This window comes from Bauldia sp. (genome assembly GCA_037200845.1).
In the GTDB taxonomy this organism is placed as follows: Bacteria; Pseudomonadota; Alphaproteobacteria; order Rhizobiales; family Kaistiaceae; genus DASZQY01.
Genome location: JBBCGQ010000001.1, coordinates 1,892,387 through 1,907,991, shown reverse-complemented (window position 1 = coordinate 1,907,991; position 15,605 = coordinate 1,892,387). Strand labels below are relative to the sequence as shown.

17 protein-coding genes are annotated in these 15,605 nt (G+C 68.1%); all 17 read left to right on the top strand.

Going from position 1 to position 15,605, the window contains the following annotated elements; genetic code table 11:
• Nucleotides 1-17 precede the first annotated feature (17 nt).
• Nucleotides 18-347 carry a hypothetical protein gene (locus WDM94_09225; protein ID MEJ0012789.1) on the top strand — a complete coding sequence of 110 codons (330 nt, stop codon included), beginning with the start codon at nucleotides 18-20 and terminating at the stop codon, nucleotides 345-347.
• Between the two features lie 50 nt (nucleotides 348-397).
• Nucleotides 398-715, top strand: a complete 318-nt coding sequence (locus WDM94_09220) for a DUF1799 domain-containing protein (protein MEJ0012788.1) — start codon at nucleotides 398-400, stop codon at nucleotides 713-715.
• The gene (locus tag WDM94_09215; GenBank protein MEJ0012787.1) at nucleotides 712-3,186 is read left to right on the top strand and encodes a phage tail length tape measure family protein; all 2,475 of its coding nucleotides are present in this window, start codon (nucleotides 712-714) and stop codon (nucleotides 3,184-3,186) included. The genes WDM94_09220 and WDM94_09215 overlap by 4 nt, the downstream gene beginning before the upstream one ends.
• Complete coding sequence (locus tag WDM94_09210; protein MEJ0012786.1) at nucleotides 3,183-3,587, top strand: hypothetical protein; 405 nt, start codon at nucleotides 3,183-3,185, stop codon at nucleotides 3,585-3,587. The genes WDM94_09215 and WDM94_09210 overlap by 4 nt, the downstream gene beginning before the upstream one ends.
• On the top strand, nucleotides 3,584-4,165 hold the full coding sequence (locus tag WDM94_09205) for a DUF1833 family protein (protein MEJ0012785.1): 582 nt from the start codon (nucleotides 3,584-3,586) through the stop codon (nucleotides 4,163-4,165). Before WDM94_09210 ends, WDM94_09205 begins: the two co-directional genes overlap by 4 nt.
• Nucleotides 4,155-4,604 (top strand): peptidoglycan endopeptidase, encoded by a 450-nt coding sequence (locus WDM94_09200; protein ID MEJ0012784.1) that lies wholly within the window; start codon nucleotides 4,155-4,157, stop codon nucleotides 4,602-4,604. Before WDM94_09205 ends, WDM94_09200 begins: the two co-directional genes overlap by 11 nt.
• A complete protein-coding gene (locus tag WDM94_09195) occupies nucleotides 4,601-6,532 on the top strand; it encodes a host specificity factor TipJ family phage tail protein (GenBank protein MEJ0012783.1) in 1,932 nt (643 codons plus the stop codon). Before WDM94_09200 ends, WDM94_09195 begins: the two co-directional genes overlap by 4 nt.
• Nucleotides 6,533-8,365: 1,833 nt before the next feature.
• Nucleotides 8,366-8,611 carry a hypothetical protein gene (locus WDM94_09190; protein ID MEJ0012782.1) on the top strand — a complete coding sequence of 82 codons (246 nt, stop codon included), beginning with the start codon at nucleotides 8,366-8,368 and terminating at the stop codon, nucleotides 8,609-8,611.
• Nucleotides 8,608-9,297, top strand: a complete 690-nt coding sequence (locus WDM94_09185; protein ID MEJ0012781.1) for a hypothetical protein — start codon at nucleotides 8,608-8,610, stop codon at nucleotides 9,295-9,297. Before WDM94_09190 ends, WDM94_09185 begins: the two co-directional genes overlap by 4 nt.
• Nucleotides 9,298-9,311: 14 nt before the next feature.
• Nucleotides 9,312-9,875: a hypothetical protein gene (locus tag WDM94_09180; protein MEJ0012780.1), complete on the top strand. Its 564-nt coding sequence runs from the start codon at nucleotides 9,312-9,314 to the stop codon at nucleotides 9,873-9,875.
• Nucleotides 9,876-9,915: 40 nt separating this feature from the next.
• Nucleotides 9,916-10,299: a hypothetical protein gene (locus WDM94_09175; protein ID MEJ0012779.1), complete on the top strand. Its 384-nt coding sequence runs from the start codon at nucleotides 9,916-9,918 to the stop codon at nucleotides 10,297-10,299.
• Nucleotides 10,300-10,313: 14 nt separating this feature from the next.
• A complete protein-coding gene (locus tag WDM94_09170) occupies nucleotides 10,314-11,951 on the top strand; it encodes a hypothetical protein (protein ID MEJ0012778.1) in 1,638 nt (545 codons plus the stop codon).
• A 30-nt stretch (nucleotides 11,952-11,981) separates the two neighbouring features.
• Nucleotides 11,982-13,142 (top strand): hypothetical protein, encoded by a 1,161-nt coding sequence (locus tag WDM94_09165; GenBank protein ID MEJ0012777.1) that lies wholly within the window; start codon nucleotides 11,982-11,984, stop codon nucleotides 13,140-13,142.
• Nucleotides 13,142-13,609, top strand: a complete 468-nt coding sequence (locus tag WDM94_09160) for a hypothetical protein (protein MEJ0012776.1) — start codon at nucleotides 13,142-13,144, stop codon at nucleotides 13,607-13,609. Before WDM94_09165 ends, WDM94_09160 begins: the two co-directional genes overlap by 1 nt.
• Complete coding sequence (locus tag WDM94_09155) at nucleotides 13,606-13,806, top strand: hypothetical protein (GenBank protein MEJ0012775.1); 201 nt, start codon at nucleotides 13,606-13,608, stop codon at nucleotides 13,804-13,806. The genes WDM94_09160 and WDM94_09155 overlap by 4 nt, the downstream gene beginning before the upstream one ends.
• Nucleotides 13,803-14,504 carry a LamG domain-containing protein gene (locus WDM94_09150; GenBank protein MEJ0012774.1) on the top strand — a complete coding sequence of 234 codons (702 nt, stop codon included), beginning with the start codon at nucleotides 13,803-13,805 and terminating at the stop codon, nucleotides 14,502-14,504. The genes WDM94_09155 and WDM94_09150 overlap by 4 nt, the downstream gene beginning before the upstream one ends.
• Before the next feature lie 151 nt (nucleotides 14,505-14,655).
• Nucleotides 14,656-15,465: a DNA adenine methylase gene (locus tag WDM94_09145; GenBank protein ID MEJ0012773.1), complete on the top strand. Its 810-nt coding sequence runs from the start codon at nucleotides 14,656-14,658 to the stop codon at nucleotides 15,463-15,465.
• The last annotated feature ends 140 nt before the right edge of the window (nucleotides 15,466-15,605 follow it).

Genomic DNA, 15,605 nt, shown 5'->3' with positions numbered 1-15,605 from the left:
CTTTTAGGAGAACGACGATGTTCACGATCGCGGCCAATCCGACCTTCACCCACAAGGTGCGCGTACAGGTGCCGGTCAAGGGCGGCTGGCGCGAGGAGGTCTTCACAGCGACCTTCCGCGTCGTGCCGACGGACGAGCTGGCGGATGTCAATCTGATGGATGCGGGAGGCACGACCACCTTCCTGCAGAGCGCGATCGTCGGGCTCGACGAGCTGCAGGACGAGGCGAAGCAGGCGATCCCCTACAGCGAGGAGCTGCGCGATCGGCTGATCACCATTCCCTATGTCCGCCAGGCGCTGGTCAGCACCTACTTCGAAGGCGTCTCCAAGGCCAAAACGGGAAACTGACCGGGGCCGCCCGCTGGTGGGCGAAGGGCGGCCCGGTAGAGACGGATGAGGTGATCGACGATGCCGCCCGCTTCGGGTTCAGTGAGAAGGGCATCGGGGCCCTCCGTTCGCACATGGAGGCCGCCCCCGGCACCTTCATGCTGTGGCCGGAGCACGAGGCGGCGGTGCGGGCCTTCATGGCCGTCTGCGGCTCGCAGTGGCGCGCGGCGATCTCGCCGACCGGACGCATCGTCTATCTCGGCCTCGACTACGCCGGCGCGCGGGCCGGCCTTGACGCCGCCGGCATCGACGTCACGCCGGAGCTGTGGGCCGACCTGCAGACGATGGAACACGCGGCCGCGGCCGCGCTCAACGAGGTCGTGACATGACGATGCGTCTGTCCCTTCTCATCGGCGGCGATGCGAGCGAGGCCGTCCGCGCGGCCGACAACACGCGGCGCGCCGTCGCCGGCGTCGCCCAGGCGGCCAGCACGTCGGCGCAGGCGGCCGAGGCGGGCGCCCGCCGTACGACGGCCGCGATCGTCGGCATGGCCGCGGCGGTCAACCAGTTCGCCAACATCAGGGACTTCGGCACCGCGCAGCGCGCCGCCGATATCGCCGCCTACGGTCAGGAACTCGACCGCGTCCGCGGCAAGTTCAACCCGCTCTTCGCTGCCGGCCAGGAATACAAGGCGCGGCTCCTGGAGATCAGCGAGGCGGCGAAGGTCGGCGCCATCAGCGAGCGCGAGCGAGCGGCGGCGATCGAGCGGACTAAGGCGGCCTTCGCCAACCAGGTCGTGATGCTGAATGCCTCGGCGAAGGCGCAGGGCCTCAACACCTTCCAGATGCAGAACATGGCGTTCCAGATGAACGACATGGCGACGATGCTGGCGAGCGGGCAAAGCCCGTTCGTCATGCTGATGCAGCAGGGCATGCAGATCAGCCAGATATTTAAGCCTGGCACGGGACTCGGCGCCGCGTTGGCGGAAGTCGGCGGAGCGATCGTCTCCTTCGTGACCAATCCGCTGAACCTGGCCGTGCTCGGATTCGCGGCGGCCGCGGGCGGCGCCGCTCTGTTGTGGCGCGCCATCACAAATTCGGGCGGTGCCGACACGTCGCTGGAGCGTCACGAAGCTCTCATCGCGCGGATCAAGGAGGCCTACGGCCAGGCGGGCACCGCCGCGCAGGCGTATGCCCGCGAATCGCAGACGGTCGTCTCGGTGCTCGCGGCTCGCCAGATTGACGATCTCCGCAAGCAGCTCGACGCCGGAGTGAAGGGCCTCGTCAGCACGCTCGGAAATCTCAATCAGCGCGGTCAATTTCAACTGGACTTCCGGTATCAGGGGCTGACCGGGCCGATTGAGACGCTGCGCAAGGAGTTGAAGGACGGCGTTCCAGATCTCGTCAAGTTCGACACGGCCATCGCGTCATTGGCGCAATCCGATGCGGTCCCCGCATATCTGAAGGATCTGATCGCCAACATCCTGAAGTTTGATGAGGCTGCGAACAAGGCCCAGCGTGCAGTGGCCGCGTTCCGCAGCAATCTGGACGCCGCCGGGCGCCTGGCGCCCTGGAGCCCGCTCGCGGCAAACGACATGGACAGCTACGCCAGCTACGTCATTTCCCAGGACGCGGCGATGGCGCGGCAACGTCAACAGAATGCCGCAGACCTGCAGGGCATCAACGCGCGCTCGCCGAGTGAAAAGGCCAGCGCGGCGCGTGCCACCGCAGCGGCCACCTACAACGACGACGAGATGCCTCTCGCGCGACAGATGCGCATTGACCAGGCGGCTGCCATGGCGCTCGCCGAGGCTGAGCACGGGCTCGCCGAAGCGCAGCGCGATCGGCTCCGGTCGTACGATGCGACGCTGAAGGGCGCCCAGCTCGATATCGACCTGATCGGGAGGACGGCCGGCGAGACCGCGCGCCTGCGGATGGAGTACCAGCTCACCGGGCAGCTCCGCGAGGAGGCGGCGAAGAACGGCATCGCCGTGGACCGCGCCGAGCTGGAGATCATCAAGCAGAAGTCGGCCGCGGCCGGCGAGCTCGCCACCACGCTCGCATCGGCGACTCTGCGCGACAATCTCGGCTTCGATCGCGCTCAGCTCGGCCGTTCCGATATCGACCAGACGATCGCGACCACGCTCCGCGGCGCCGGACTGGCGATCGACTTCAATTCGACCGAAGCCGGGATGATCCGCGTCAACGAGCAGCTCAAGCTCGGTCACGATCTGCTCTTCGACTTCGCCAGCGGCTTCCGCAACGACCTGAAGAACGGCGTGACGGACATCGACGCCCTCGGCAACGCGCTGGGGCGGCTAAAGGACAAGCTCTGGGACCTCGCGGTCAACCAGGGCGTAAACGCCCTCTACAGCGCGATCACCGGCGCATTCGGGATCGGCGCGGCGGTGCCTCTCGCAGGTGGAACGCCGCTCGGCCAGGGCGGTATCGGCCGCATGCGCGGCGGTGGCGCGATCTTCGGCCCCGGTACCGGCACGTCCGACTCCGTTCTCATCGCCGCGTCGAACGGCGAGTTTATGGTCAACGCCGCCGCGACCGCGCGCCATCGCCCGTTGCTCGAGGCAATCAACGACAACCGCCCGATCCGCGGCTACGCCGCCGGCGGGTACGTCGGCGCCGGCGACGGGAGTGGCGGCGCCGGCGGGACGGTGCGCGTGCGGCTGGAGCTGGTGACCGAGGGCGGCGCTCCGGTGGCGGCGCGCGACGGCGGAACGCGCAACGAAGGCGGCGTGGACGTGCAGCGGCTGATCGTAGGCGCGGTCATCGACGACGTGCAGAATGACGGGCCTCTTTCGAAGACGCTCGCGGGCACCTTCGGCATGCGGCGGCAGACCCGATGACGATCGCGTGGCCGGCCGGCGTCACCTACAACATCGTGCGCGGCAGCCTGCGCCTGGTCGCGCCGTCGCGCGCGCCCTGGCGGACCGAAATGGAGGACGGGCCGAAGCGCGGCCGCCGATCCTCTACCAAGAACATCGCCACCATCACCTTCGACCTTTCGCTGGCCGACGACGAGCTGCGCACCTTCATGCTGTTCGAGCGCGACGACCTGGTCGACGGCACGTTGCCCTTCACCATGTCCCTGCTCGTCGCCGGCGGCGGCTATGAAACGCGCACAGTGGCGATGACCGAGCAGTACCGGACGGCCCGCGGCCGCGATCGCCATACCACCGTGTCGCTCACCCTCGACGTGCTCGACGACTACGTCGTGCCTCCTCCCGAGGAGGAGGACGATCCGTGAGCGACCTGTGGACCGCGGCGATCGAGGAAGCGCGCGCGTCGGCGCCGGCCGACACCCTCGAGCTCGAGACCATCGAGCTCATCCACCCGGCGTTTCTGGACGAGGAGGGTTTTCCCGGGTCGGTCCGCGGCGTGCTCGACGAGCGGGCGTGGGAGCTGGAGCTGGAGGACGCGGCGCCGCTGCACGGCGGCGAGGTCGTCACCTTCAGTCCCGTGGCGATGCGCCTCGACCGGCCGGAGCAGGCGGCCGACACGCTCGGCCAGGTGCGCCTGGCCTTCGACAACGTGCCGCGGAAGTACGCGCCGATGTTCGATGCGGCCGTGACTGTGCGTGCCACCGCCCGGCTGATCATCCGCACTTGGACCGCGGTGCGGGATCTGGAGACCGGCGCGTATGCGGCGCCGGGACCGCCGGGCGAACTGATCGGCGAGTTGACGGTCCGCGACGTTGACTTCACCGGCACCACCACAACGATGAGCGCCCGCTTCCTCGATCTACTCAGCCGCGGCTTCCCGGGACGGAAGTTCAGCCGCGAGGACTTCGCCGCGCTGTTCGGAGGCGACGTCGATGCTGGATAGGGCGGCGTTCATCAATCGGCTCCTCGGCCGACCCTACAAGTCCGGTGCCAACGGCCCGGAGGCGTTCGACTGCTACGGCCTTACAAGGCTTCTGCAACGCACCTTCTTCGACCGCGACATGCCGGCCTTCACCATGCCGCGCGAGGCCGGCCGGATCGCCATTGCCTCGGCGATCGCGATGCATGAGGAGCGGCACCGCTGGTTCCCGATCGCGCGGCCGATCGACGGCGCGATCGCCGTCATGTCCCGGCAGGACTGCGGCTTTCACATGGGGACGTACCTCGACCTGGACGGCGGCGTGGTGGTGCACGCCCTCGACGTCCCCGGTGTCTGCGCCGACGCGCCCTTCCAGCTCACCACGCCCGCCGGCGGCCGCTGGCATGTCGCCTGGAACGGGTTCGCGCCCGACCTCGCCGCGGCCATGCGGAGTGCCGCATGACGACGTCGAGCTTCCGGCGGGCGCGACGGCCGGCTCCGCGCATGATGGTCCTCGCCAACGCGCTCCAGCGCGAAGCCACGACTGTGACGTTCGAGCGGCCGGTGACGATCGCCGACGCCATTCGCCGGCAGCGCCTTTCCTTCCGCCTGCCGGTCGTCGCCGTAGTCACCGATGGCGACGGCGACGGCGTGCCGGTGCTGCGCGCGGAATGGACCCGGCGCAAGATTCGCCGCGGCGAGACGCTCGTCTTCGTCGGCGTGCCCGGCAAGGACGGCGGCAGCATCCTCGGCATCATCGCCGGCATCGCCCTCGCCGTGGTCGCGCCGTGGGCGGGCGGCGCCATCGCCGGCGCGCTCTTCGGCGGCTCGGCGATCGCCGCGAGCCTGATCAGCACCGGCATCATTCTCGGCGGCTCGTTCATCATCAACGCGCTCTTCGGTCCTCCGAAGCCCGAAGCGTTCGCTGCCGGCGAGCGGGTGTCGCTGGCGAACGCATCCGCCAACCAGGCGCGACCGCTTGGCATCGTCCCGTGCCTGTACGGCCTCATGCGCTACCCCCCGCCGCCGGCGTCGATCGCGTACTCGGAATTCGACGGCAACGACCAACTCCTCTATCAGCTCCATTGCGTCAGCGTCGGCGTGGCCAACCCGAAGCGCTGGGAGATCGGCAAGACGCTCGCCTGGACGTCCGCTGGCGGGTTCACGTCGTCGTTCACCGGCATCGACATCGAGATCATCCGGCCCGGCGATGCCATCACGCTGTTCCCGGCGAACGTCGTCGTCGCCGAAACTGTGGCGCGACAGGTCGTGCCGGATCCACCCGATGTCCTCGGCCCCTTCACGATCAACGATGCCGGCACGCAGATCTCCGAGATTGCGGTCGACATCGAGTTTCCGGCGGGATTGTACGCGCGGAAGGGCAACGGCGGCGCCGGCGATGCGTCGCGGCAGCTCACCTCGCGCTTCCGCGAGATCGATGACGAGGGAGCGCCGCTGGGGGATTGGTCGCTGCTCTTCGTCCTGACCTTTACGCGCAGCACGGCAACGCCGCAGCGCTTCACGCGCCGTGCGACGGTGCCACCCGGCCGCTACGAGGTAACCCTCGAAGCCGGGGATGAGGACACCAGCGACGACGGGCCGATCAACCGGGTCGCCTGGGCAGGTCTGCGCGGGTATCTGACCAACTGGACGGTGCCGCCGGGCGTCACTCTCATCGCGACGAAAATCCGCGCCAACGACCAGCTCAGCCAGCAATCGGCGAGCCAGTATTTCTTCACCTGCCAGCGCTGCCTGCCGATCTACGACGTCGAGAGCCAGACGTGGTCCGCGCCCGCCGAGACCAGCGCCATCGCGTGGGCGGCGGCGGACATCCTGCGCAATACCGATTACGGCGCCGGCATCGACGACGCGCTCTACGATCTCGCGTGGCTCGCCGCCTACGACGAGGTGTGGAGCGGCCGCGGAGACGCCTTCAACGGCATCCTCGACGACGGCCGCCCGATCGGCGACGCCCTCGACACCGTGCTGCGCGCCGGCCGCGCCTACAAGGTTCGTCTCGGCGGCCGCATCGGCTTCAACCGCGACGAGCCGAAGCAGATCAAGCGCCACGTGTTCGGGCCGGGCAACACGCTGCGCGGCTCGCACGGCCGCAAGGACGTCTGGTTCGACGAGGAGACGCCCGACCCACGTCCGCGCCACCTACTTCGACGGCGAGGTGTGGGCGAACCGCGAGGTGGTCGCCGCGATCTCTTCAATCGGTGCCGAGGAAGCGCAGCCCAAGTCCTACGAGGGGATCACCGATCGGGAGCACGTCTTCCGCGAGGCGATCACCGACGCCGCCACCAACGCCTACCGCCGCTCCTTCCGGTCGTTCAAGGTCGAGTACGAGGGCCGCCTGCTCACCCGCGGCGATCCGGTGCTCTACCATGACCCGCTGATGGCGGGCGTGGCCGCCGCCCGCCTGACGGGGCGCGACGACGACAGCCTGACCATCGATCGCGACTTCGTGCCGGAGGACGACGAGACCTATCACCTCATCATCCGGGACAAACAGGGCCGCGAATGGGGGCCGGTTGTCATCGACAGCTTCCCCGACGCGTGCACGATCGCGCTCAACGCGGCCGACCGGCTGATCGTCGAGTCCCAGCACGGCCAACTCGACGACGTGCTTCCCGACGAGCGATCCGAGGCGGCGCGCCTGATGATCCTGGCTGGCGACTACCGGCCGTTCGACGGCCTGCTGGTCTCGGCGACGCCGAGCGGGCGGTATTGGGACATTCTGCTCGTCAACGATGACCAGCGCGTGCACACGGCCGATCAGACGGAGATCGTGCCGGCGCCCTACACGCCGCCCAGCCTGTTCGCGCCGGCGCCGGAGGCACCGTCGATCGACGTCGACTCGTTCTACGCCGTGGCCCGTCGGGGCACCGTGCACATCGAGCTCGAGGCCGGCTGGCAGCCGGCGCCCGGCGCCGTCCGCTATGTCGCGGAACTCTCCTACGACGAGGGCGCGGCCGACACGCCGGCGGCGGCGAGCTGGACCCCGGTCCACGATGGCGTCGGGACCCGCTTCACCGCCGTGATCATGCCGCAGCCCTTCACGCTCCGCGCGGCCGCGATCGGCGTACGCCAGGGCCTCTGGCGCTACCGCACGGTGGCGAGCGTGCCGGCGCCGCAGTTGCCCCCCGAGATCGTCACCCAGGCGGCGCTGAGCGCGGCCCTTGGGGCGCTCATGCAGCAGCTCGACAGCACGAGGCAGGCCGCGGTGGCGCCGGCGCTCGCCGAACTGCGCGACCGCCTCGACGCTCTTGGCCAGACCACGGCGGGCCTCGCGGCGGAGCTGCACGAGCGGATCGAGAATTCGATCATCAACTACATCGGGCAGCGCTACGGCGACGCTGTCTCCGAGATCACCGAAGTTCGCACGGTCGCAGCCGGCATCGCCGACGCGCTCACGGAGCTGACGGCGGGCACCGACGATCGCTTCGCCAACGCGCTGGTCCGCTTCACCGTTCTCGATGCGCCCGCGGGCGTGGCGGCGCGCGTCTCGATCGATCTGCGGGCAGAAGCCGATGACGACTACGCCGCGACTGGCCTGATCATGGACGCTGGCGTGACGGCGATCGGCGGCAAGCCGCAGATCGTCTTCTACGCGCAGGTCGCCGCCGGCGATCCTGTACCGGTCATGACCATCACCAACGGCGAGGTCCAGATCGTCGGCGCGCGCCTCAGCGTCACCGACGAGGATGGAGCGCCGGCCGCGGCCTTCAACGGCAGCTTCATTCAAGATCTGACGGTCGGCACGCTGAAGTTCGTCGAGGGGTCGATCCTCAATCCGCAGGTCGGCGTTTTCAGCGGCGTCAGCCTCCGCACGGACGCGCTCGCCAGCGGCGACGCCGCCACCGCCTGGGTGGACATCGGCAGCTTCACTGTCGCCGTAGATTCGTTGACCGAAAACATCATCGCGCAGATCAGCTTCGCGCAGGTCGTGCTGATCACCACGATCTCGGGGGCCAGCGTCGGGGTCGAGCTGCAGTTCCTGCGCGACACGACGCTGGTCAACAGCGTCTCGGTCATGCATCCGGGCGGTCCGATGCCGATCCTGCCCTTCATGGGCATGAACATCGACGCGCCGCCGTCAACCGGCACCAAGGTCTACAAGTGGCAGGTGCGGGCTCACAAGACGGCGGGCGGCTCCGGCAACGTGCAGTGGGCGGTCGGCGGTTCCCGTGCCTCGCTCTTCCAACCGAAGACGGGCATCTGATGGCGAGCGAGCCCGAGGCGGCCGAGCAGGTGCTCAAGGCAGCGCGGATGCGTCGCCGCGAGCGGCGACGTCGCTTCGCCGAGGTTCACGCGCAGGAGGTCTCGTATCTGGTCGGCCAGGACGGCGGGATCGTCGTGCTACCGCAAGCCCGACAGTTGTCGGGCTCATTATCGGGAACCGCGTCGGGCAAGAGTGGAGGGGAGGATACCGCAACCCCGAGCGCCGACAAGGACCGCCAGGCGTGAGCACCCCGTCGATCTACACCGATGGCACGATCTCGGTAGAGGCCGGCTCGGCCGCCTTCACCGGCAGCGGCACCGCGTGGTCGACGCAGCTCAAGCGTGGCACCGAGATCAACATCGGCGGCCTGACCGCGACGGTCGCCGAGATCGCCGGCGACGCCGCCGGCACGTTCGTCGCGCCGTGGCCGGGCGAGACCGCCGCCGATGCCGACTACGTCGCCAAGACCTGGACGGATGGCGCCGAGATCGCGGAGGCGATCCGCCTGCTCATCGAGCGCCTGATCGGCAAGGGCCTCGGCGTGGTCGCGCCGGGCAACCCGGTGGCGGCCGACTACCGCGACAACGACCTGGTCTACTCGCGGAAGACCGGCCTGCTCGCCATCAAGGACCTCGGCGTGATGAAGGCGCTGACCGCGCCCGGCAACTACGGCGCCTATGGCCTTGCTGCCGATCGCGACGACCACGACGAAGACGACCAGTACTTCACCTACTTCGCCACCGACGAGACCGGCTTCTACGTGCTGCTCACGCCCGCCGACGATCCCGACCCTGCCGTCTGGTCCGACCTCGTGTCGATCGCCGGCGCCTCGGCCGAGGACGTGCTCGCCGAGCTCGGCGTCCACAACATCACGATCAGCGAGGCCGACCCCAGCGGCGGCGTCAACAACGATCTCTGGTTCAAGGTCTAGCGAAGGAGCGAGATATGGATTTCAAGCGCAAGGGCAGTTACCTCGAAATCACCGAGGGCGCGAAGGTCGTCCGCATCGACAGCGGGCCGGTGAAGCGCCGGGCGACGGCGACGGACGAGCTGTTGGCCAACGACAAGAGTAACGCCAAATATCATGCGCCGCGCAAGGTGAAGGTGCGCGATCTGCCGACGTCGATGCGGCGTCCGGACGGCATCCATTTCTTCGATCGGAAGGCACGCACGGAAACCGTTTTCGACCCGAAGGCGGACGGCAACAAGGAGGTGACGGTCTACGCCATCGACGCCCACAACGTGCCGATCGAGCTTGGCAAGCCGATGACGTACATCGACCGCATGTCCGATGAGCGCGAGTTCTTCGTCTACCAGCAGGTGACCGAGGGGCGGCAGCTATACGACCGCTCCAACCATCCGATGAAGGACGCCGCGGGCGCGCCGGTGATGCGCGACCACACCTACTTCAAGGAGGTCGCCGGGCCGTTCCCGAACGAGGAGGCCGCTCTCGGCCCCGCGATGGCGCTGATCGTCCCGACGCCGCCGGCGAAGCCCGCCGCCACCTAGGTCCGCCGCCCAAGTCCCCATCCCGCAGGAGATCGCACCCTTGCCCTTCGTACATGACGACATCCTCGACGCCGCGCTGAACATCCTGAACAACAACGCGGACCGCATCGACATCTGCTCGCAGGAGCCCGCGAACTACACGCAGGCGTCGAGCACCTACTCCCTGGGCGTCAAGGACCACGGCGCTGCCGGCTCCTCCTTCGGCGCTCCCGCCGATCGCACGCCGACCGGCCGCAAGGTCTCTTCGACGGCGGTGACCGACGGTGCGGTCACCGCAACCGACGAGGCCACCCACTACGCCGTCTCGGACACCGCCAATTCGAAGCTGCTGGTGGCGAACGATCTCGACGAGTCGCAGGAGGTGACTAACGGCAACACGTTCACGCTCCCGTCGTTCGACGTCGGCATCCCCGACGCCGCCTAGAAGGGCCTTAGAACGTGATCCTCGGCAGGGGCGCCCTCGGCACCGTGTCCCTCGGCTCCCGGCCGAGGGCGCACGGCAGCAGCGTGACCGGCATCGAGATCATTCTCGGTGCGCCGTCGCTGGGCGTTCCCGCACTCGTCCAGGGCCACGTTCTTTCCGCGCGCGGCATCGACTTCTCCGCGTTCGAGTTCGACGAGCCGGCGCTGGTGCAGAACGTGGCGCTCGATGCCGGCGATTTTGACCTCCCGGCACCGACCGTGCCCGATGTCGCGCTCAGCCAGGTGCACGCACTCGCCGGCGACGGGCTCGACATCGGGGCACCCGCCCTCGATCGCCCGACCATCGCCCAGGTACACGTTCTCGCCGCAGCGAGCGAGATCCAGCTCGCCATCGCGACGCCGACGCCCGCGCTGGCACAGATCGAGGCCCTGGGCGCCACGGACACCGATATTCCGGCGCCGATCGTGCCGATGGCCGCGCTGCATCAGGTGCATCCGTTCGCCGGCGTCTCCGTCGACCTTGGCGCGCCCTCGCTCGACGAGCCGCACGTCGGGCTGAACGCGATCGGGCTGCTGGCCGGCGAGTTCGTCGTGGCGACGCCGGTGGCGGGCATCCCCGCGATCGGGCAGGGCCACGCGCTGACGGCCGCGGCGCTCGCGATCGGCCCGGCCGTCCTCGATGCGCCGACGCTAGGGCAGGTGCATCCGCTGCTCGCGGCCGCGCTCGTGCTGGAGGCGCGGCTGGATACGCCGGCGGTGGGGCAAGGCCACGCGCTGACAGGCGATCCCGTCGCCCTGGGTGCGCCGGTTCTCGCGGCCCCGGATCTTGGACAATCGAACGTGGTCGCGGCGAGCGACCTCGTCGTCGGGCCTGTCGACCTCGATGCGCCTGCCATCGGCCAGTCCCACGCGATCGTCCCGAGGGACCTGGTGGCGCCGGCGATCGCGCTCGACGCGCCGCAGCTCGGCCAGGGGCATGCCCTGCAGGCCGCGTCGATAGCGCTCCCGGGCCTTGAGCTCGGCGCTCCGCTGCTCGCACAAATCCACGGCCTCGGCGCAGTCGGATTCCTGCTGGGCGCGCCGGTTCTCGCGAGTCCGATCGTCGGGCAGGCCAACGCGCTCGCGGTCAACGAATTCATCGTCGGCCCGGTAGCGCCCGGGAGCCCGGCGGTCGCCCAGGTGCAGGCGCTCGGCGCCAGCGGCCTCGTCGCTGAGGCGCTCGTCGTCGGCCGACCGACGCTCGGACAGGCCCACCACCTCGCCGCCGCCGGCGTCGATCTAGCACTCGTGCTCGGCACGCCGGCGATCGCTTTCCTGCAGGCGCTGGGCGCCACCGGCATCACCATCGGGCCCGCGACGCTCGCTACGCCGGCGGTCGCCCAGCGGCAGGCGCTGGCCGCCGATGGGCTCCACCTTGGAGCGATCATCGTCGATGCCGCCGAATTGCACATGGCGCATGCTCTGCTCGGCGAGGGCATTCTCATCGCGGCCCCTGTGCTCGGTTCGCCGCGCCTCAGCTTCCGCTGGATCTTCGTCAAGTACGACGGAGCGTGGAGCAATCCGATCGCTTTCGCGAAGCACGGGGACGTCTGGAAGCCGGTTGTGGGCGCGTGGGTCCACCACGGCGGCGATTGGGTGAAGGTCTATGAGTAACGCCCGCCGGCCGGCGCCCGGAGACGCCGCATGAGCACCGTCCTGTTCGACAACGTCGGCATGACCGTCACAGGCGCTCCCGGCACGGGAGACGTGACGCTCGGGGTGGCGATCGCCAATCCGAGCGACGGCTATTTTCAGAGCTTCGCTGACGACGACGCGGTTGGTGGCGAGCTGACGATTGTCCGCTTCGAAGACGATGGTGCCTGGGAGGAGAGCTTCGTCTACTACTCGATCGACGGTGACGTGGCCTCCCTGACAGGCAGGGAGCTGATCAAATCGTCGACCGGGGAGCCGCTCGATCTAAGCGCGGACGCGAAGGTGTTCGCGGTGCTCACCAAGGCGTTTTTCGGCGGCCGCGATCCCGTCGCGGACGGGGCGAAGCTGGACACGATCCCGGAGGGCGGCGGCTCCACCCCGCCCCCGACGCTTGACTCGGTGGGCGATCTGCTCGGCTCGGCGGCTGATTTCGGCAGTAGTCCCGAGCTCACCGACAAATTGGTCCTGCTCCACGCGGGGGACCTGACGACGTGGACGTGGGAAAACTTCAAGTCGATCCTGGGCGGCTATTTCCTGACCTTGGCGGCTGGCGTGCCCGCAACGCGGACTGTCAACGGCCACGCGCTCTCGGCCGACGTGTCGGTCACCAAAGGCGATGTCGGCCTCGGAAACGTCACCAACGATGCGCAGCTGAAGGCGGCATCCAATCTCTCCGATGTGGGCAGCGCCGCGACGGCCTTCGGCAACATCAAGCAGGCGGCGACGACCAGCGCCTCAGGCGTCTCCGAATTTGCAACAGCCGCTGAGTACCGCACCGGGACGGACACTGGTCGTTCGCTTGTCGTGTCGGAGGTGTGGACCGCCGCACTCGCAGCGACGCTGACGGATGGCGCCAATATCGCCGTCGATCTTTCCACCGGCTTCAACTTCGGCGGCTCGACGACGACCCCGCTGAACCTCGGCGGCAACCGTACGCTTTCGGCTCCGTCGAACGCCAAGGGTGGACAGAGCGGCATCCTCTGGTTCGGCGCCTCATCCTCCACCCGCACGCTGACGCTGAATGCTGCATGGGTCGTGCTCGATGGTGTTGAGGTTGGACCCTATTCGATCACCACGGCGCAGAAGCTGGGTCTCGCGTACGTGGTGCTCGGTACAACCATCTACGTCACCGCGATTTTGAGGACAGGCTGATGGCGATCATCGTTCGTAAGGTGGATGGCGTGTGGAAGCGCTTCGCTGGCGATCCTCAAACCCTCACTGCCATGGTCGACACGAGGACGGTATCCTACGCCGACGGTAGACAGGAGACGGAGGCGTGCGAGCCGTATCCCGTGGAGGTGACGCTCGACCCGTCGCGGGTGACCGCGCTTGTCGAGGCCGGCACCTGGACCGAAACCGATCTGGGGCCGCTGGACCTTAAAGTCGCCATCCCTTTCACGCCCCCGGAGGGCAAGCGGGTAGTCGGCGCGGCATCCTACGCCGAGGAAGATGGGGCGGTGAGCGAGGTCTATGGCGTGGAGGACATTCCGCTGCCGCCGTCGCTGACGCCGGCGGAGAAGCTGCGGAAAGCGGGACTGTCCCTTGATGAATTTGACGCTATCGTGGCCGACGCAATTGCGCGGCGCGCCGCGGCCGAGCCGACGGAGCCGATGGCTTGACGACGTTCGTGGACAGCTCGGCGTCCGGCCGCACCATCACCGCTAACGGCAACGCGCAAGTCGACACGGCGCAGGCGAAATTCGGCGGCGCCAGCGCTCTGTTCGATGGCGCCGGGGACTATCTGACTGTACCCGCCTCGGCGGACTTCAACTTTGGCACGGGTGACTTCACCGTCGAGACGTTGATCGAGCCGTGACAGCGGTACCCGGTGCAAGTCCGACAATCTCGCGCGTTAAAGGCGGCAACGACGGCTTTACGAAGCTGCTGCTCCACTGCGACGGAGCCGATGGCTCGACGACGTTCGTGGACAGCTCGGCGTCCGGCCGCACCATCACCGCTAACGGCAACGCGCAAGTCGACACGGCGCAGGCGAAATTCGGCGGCGCCAGCGCTCTGTTCGATGGCGCCGGGGACTATCTGACTGTACCCGCCTCGGCGGACTTCAACTTTGGCACGGGTGACTTCACCGTCGAGACGTGGATTCGGACCACCGCAACAACAGAACAGTACGTCCTGAATTCGATCGGGTTCGCGAGCGGCGGCTGGAATCTCGTTGTCGCGTACAACGCAACATCCGGAAAAATCGGTTGGATCAACGGCAGCTTCGGTGACGAAATAGCCGTAACTGGCACCAGCATCAATGACGGGAACTGGCATCACCTTGCGGTCTCGCGAGCGGGGACCAGCCTGCGAATGTTCCTCGACGGGACCCAGGTCGGATCGACGATAACGACCAGCTACGCCTACGGCTCTTCAACGGATGGGCTGCGCATCGCGTCCGCAGTGTTCAACAGCGCGCAATTCGTGAACGGCTGGCTCGAGGAGATTCGCATCACCAAGGGGAGCGCTCGCTGGACTGCAAGCTTTACGCCGCCGACCAGGCCATATTTTTGAAGCCGTGGCGGGCGGCCCGGAGCGTTGGCGCGCTCCGAACTGCGGGAGCATATGACGATGACCCCGCCCAGCGTTGAAAAGGCTCAGACGCCGCGCCCGCCGCTGCTGCGCAGCAGGGCAAGCGTGGCCCGATTCGAGAGCGCCAGACCAGATGCAATCCCTCCGCCCTGTGGAGCCCGCCCGCCCTGTCGCCGGCTACATTGGTGGCAAGAAGCTGCTCGCCGCTCGCATCATCGCCGAGATCGAGGCGACGCAGCACCGTCTCTATGCCGAACCGTTCGTCGGCATGGGCGGCGTCTTTCTTCGCCGCCGCCTGGCGCCGGAGGTGGAGGCAATCAACGACGGCAACCGCGATGTCGCCACGCTCTTCCGCGTCCTCCAGCGCCACTACCAAGCGTTCATGGACATGCTGAAGTGGCAGTTGGCCAGCCGCGCCGAGTTCGAGCGGCTGGTGGGCATGGAGGCCGATCGCCTGACCGATCTGGAGCGCGCGGCGCGTTTCCTCTACCTGCAGCGGCTGGCGTTCGGCGGCAAGGTTACGGGCCAGAACTTCGGGATCGACACCCACCACGGCGGGCGGTTCAACGTCACCCGCCTGGGCGTGCTGCTGGAGGCGGTTCACGAGCGGCTGTCTGGCGTCTGGATCGACTGTCAGCCGTGGGAGGAGTTTATCGGTCGCTGGGATCGGCCGGGCACGCTGTTCTACGTCGACCCACCGTATTGGGGGACCGAGCACTTCTACGGCCGGGGCCTGTTCAAGCCCGACGACCACGAGCGCCTGGCGCTGGCGTTGAAGGGCCTTCGAGGGACCTTCATCTTGTCGCTGAACGATGTGCCCGAGGTGCGAAGTCTCTACGCCTGGGCGGCCCTAAAGGAAGTCAGCCTCAGCTATCGGGCGAGCGGCGGAGCCACCCCGGCCAGGGAGCTGATTATCCGACCCCGCCGCTCACCGAAAAAGTGATGCCATTTGATCTTGCGCGCGCTGCCAAGTGAAATTGCGCGCTACAATGCGGCTTTGGCCCTCCCACAAGGGGAGGGCTCAACAAGTGGAGTCCCGGTCGTGCAGCGAAGCGAACCCTCCCCTTGCGGGAGGGTCAAACC

Bases quoted from the DNA above. Each gene is read 5' to 3' on its own strand.
- WDM94_09225 (MEJ0012789.1), top strand. From the start codon at position 18: ATGTTCACGATCGCGGCCAATCCGACCTTCACCCACAAGGTGCGCGTA.
- WDM94_09215 (MEJ0012787.1), top strand. From the start codon at position 712: ATGACGATGCGTCTGTCCCTTCTCATCGGCGGCGATGCGAGCGAGGCC.
- WDM94_09210 (MEJ0012786.1), top strand. From the start codon at position 3,183: ATGACGATCGCGTGGCCGGCCGGCGTCACCTACAACATCGTGCGCGGC.
- WDM94_09200 (MEJ0012784.1), top strand. From the start codon at position 4,155: ATGCTGGATAGGGCGGCGTTCATCAATCGGCTCCTCGGCCGACCCTAC.
- WDM94_09195 (MEJ0012783.1), top strand. From the start codon at position 4,601: ATGACGACGTCGAGCTTCCGGCGGGCGCGACGGCCGGCTCCGCGCATG.
- WDM94_09190 (MEJ0012782.1), top strand. From the start codon at position 8,366: ATGGCGAGCGAGCCCGAGGCGGCCGAGCAGGTGCTCAAGGCAGCGCGG.
- WDM94_09180 (MEJ0012780.1), top strand. From the start codon at position 9,312: ATGGATTTCAAGCGCAAGGGCAGTTACCTCGAAATCACCGAGGGCGCG.
- WDM94_09165 (MEJ0012777.1), top strand. From the start codon at position 11,982: ATGAGCACCGTCCTGTTCGACAACGTCGGCATGACCGTCACAGGCGCT.
- WDM94_09160 (MEJ0012776.1), top strand. From the start codon at position 13,142: ATGGCGATCATCGTTCGTAAGGTGGATGGCGTGTGGAAGCGCTTCGCT.
- WDM94_09145 (MEJ0012773.1), top strand. From the start codon at position 14,656: ATGCAATCCCTCCGCCCTGTGGAGCCCGCCCGCCCTGTCGCCGGCTAC.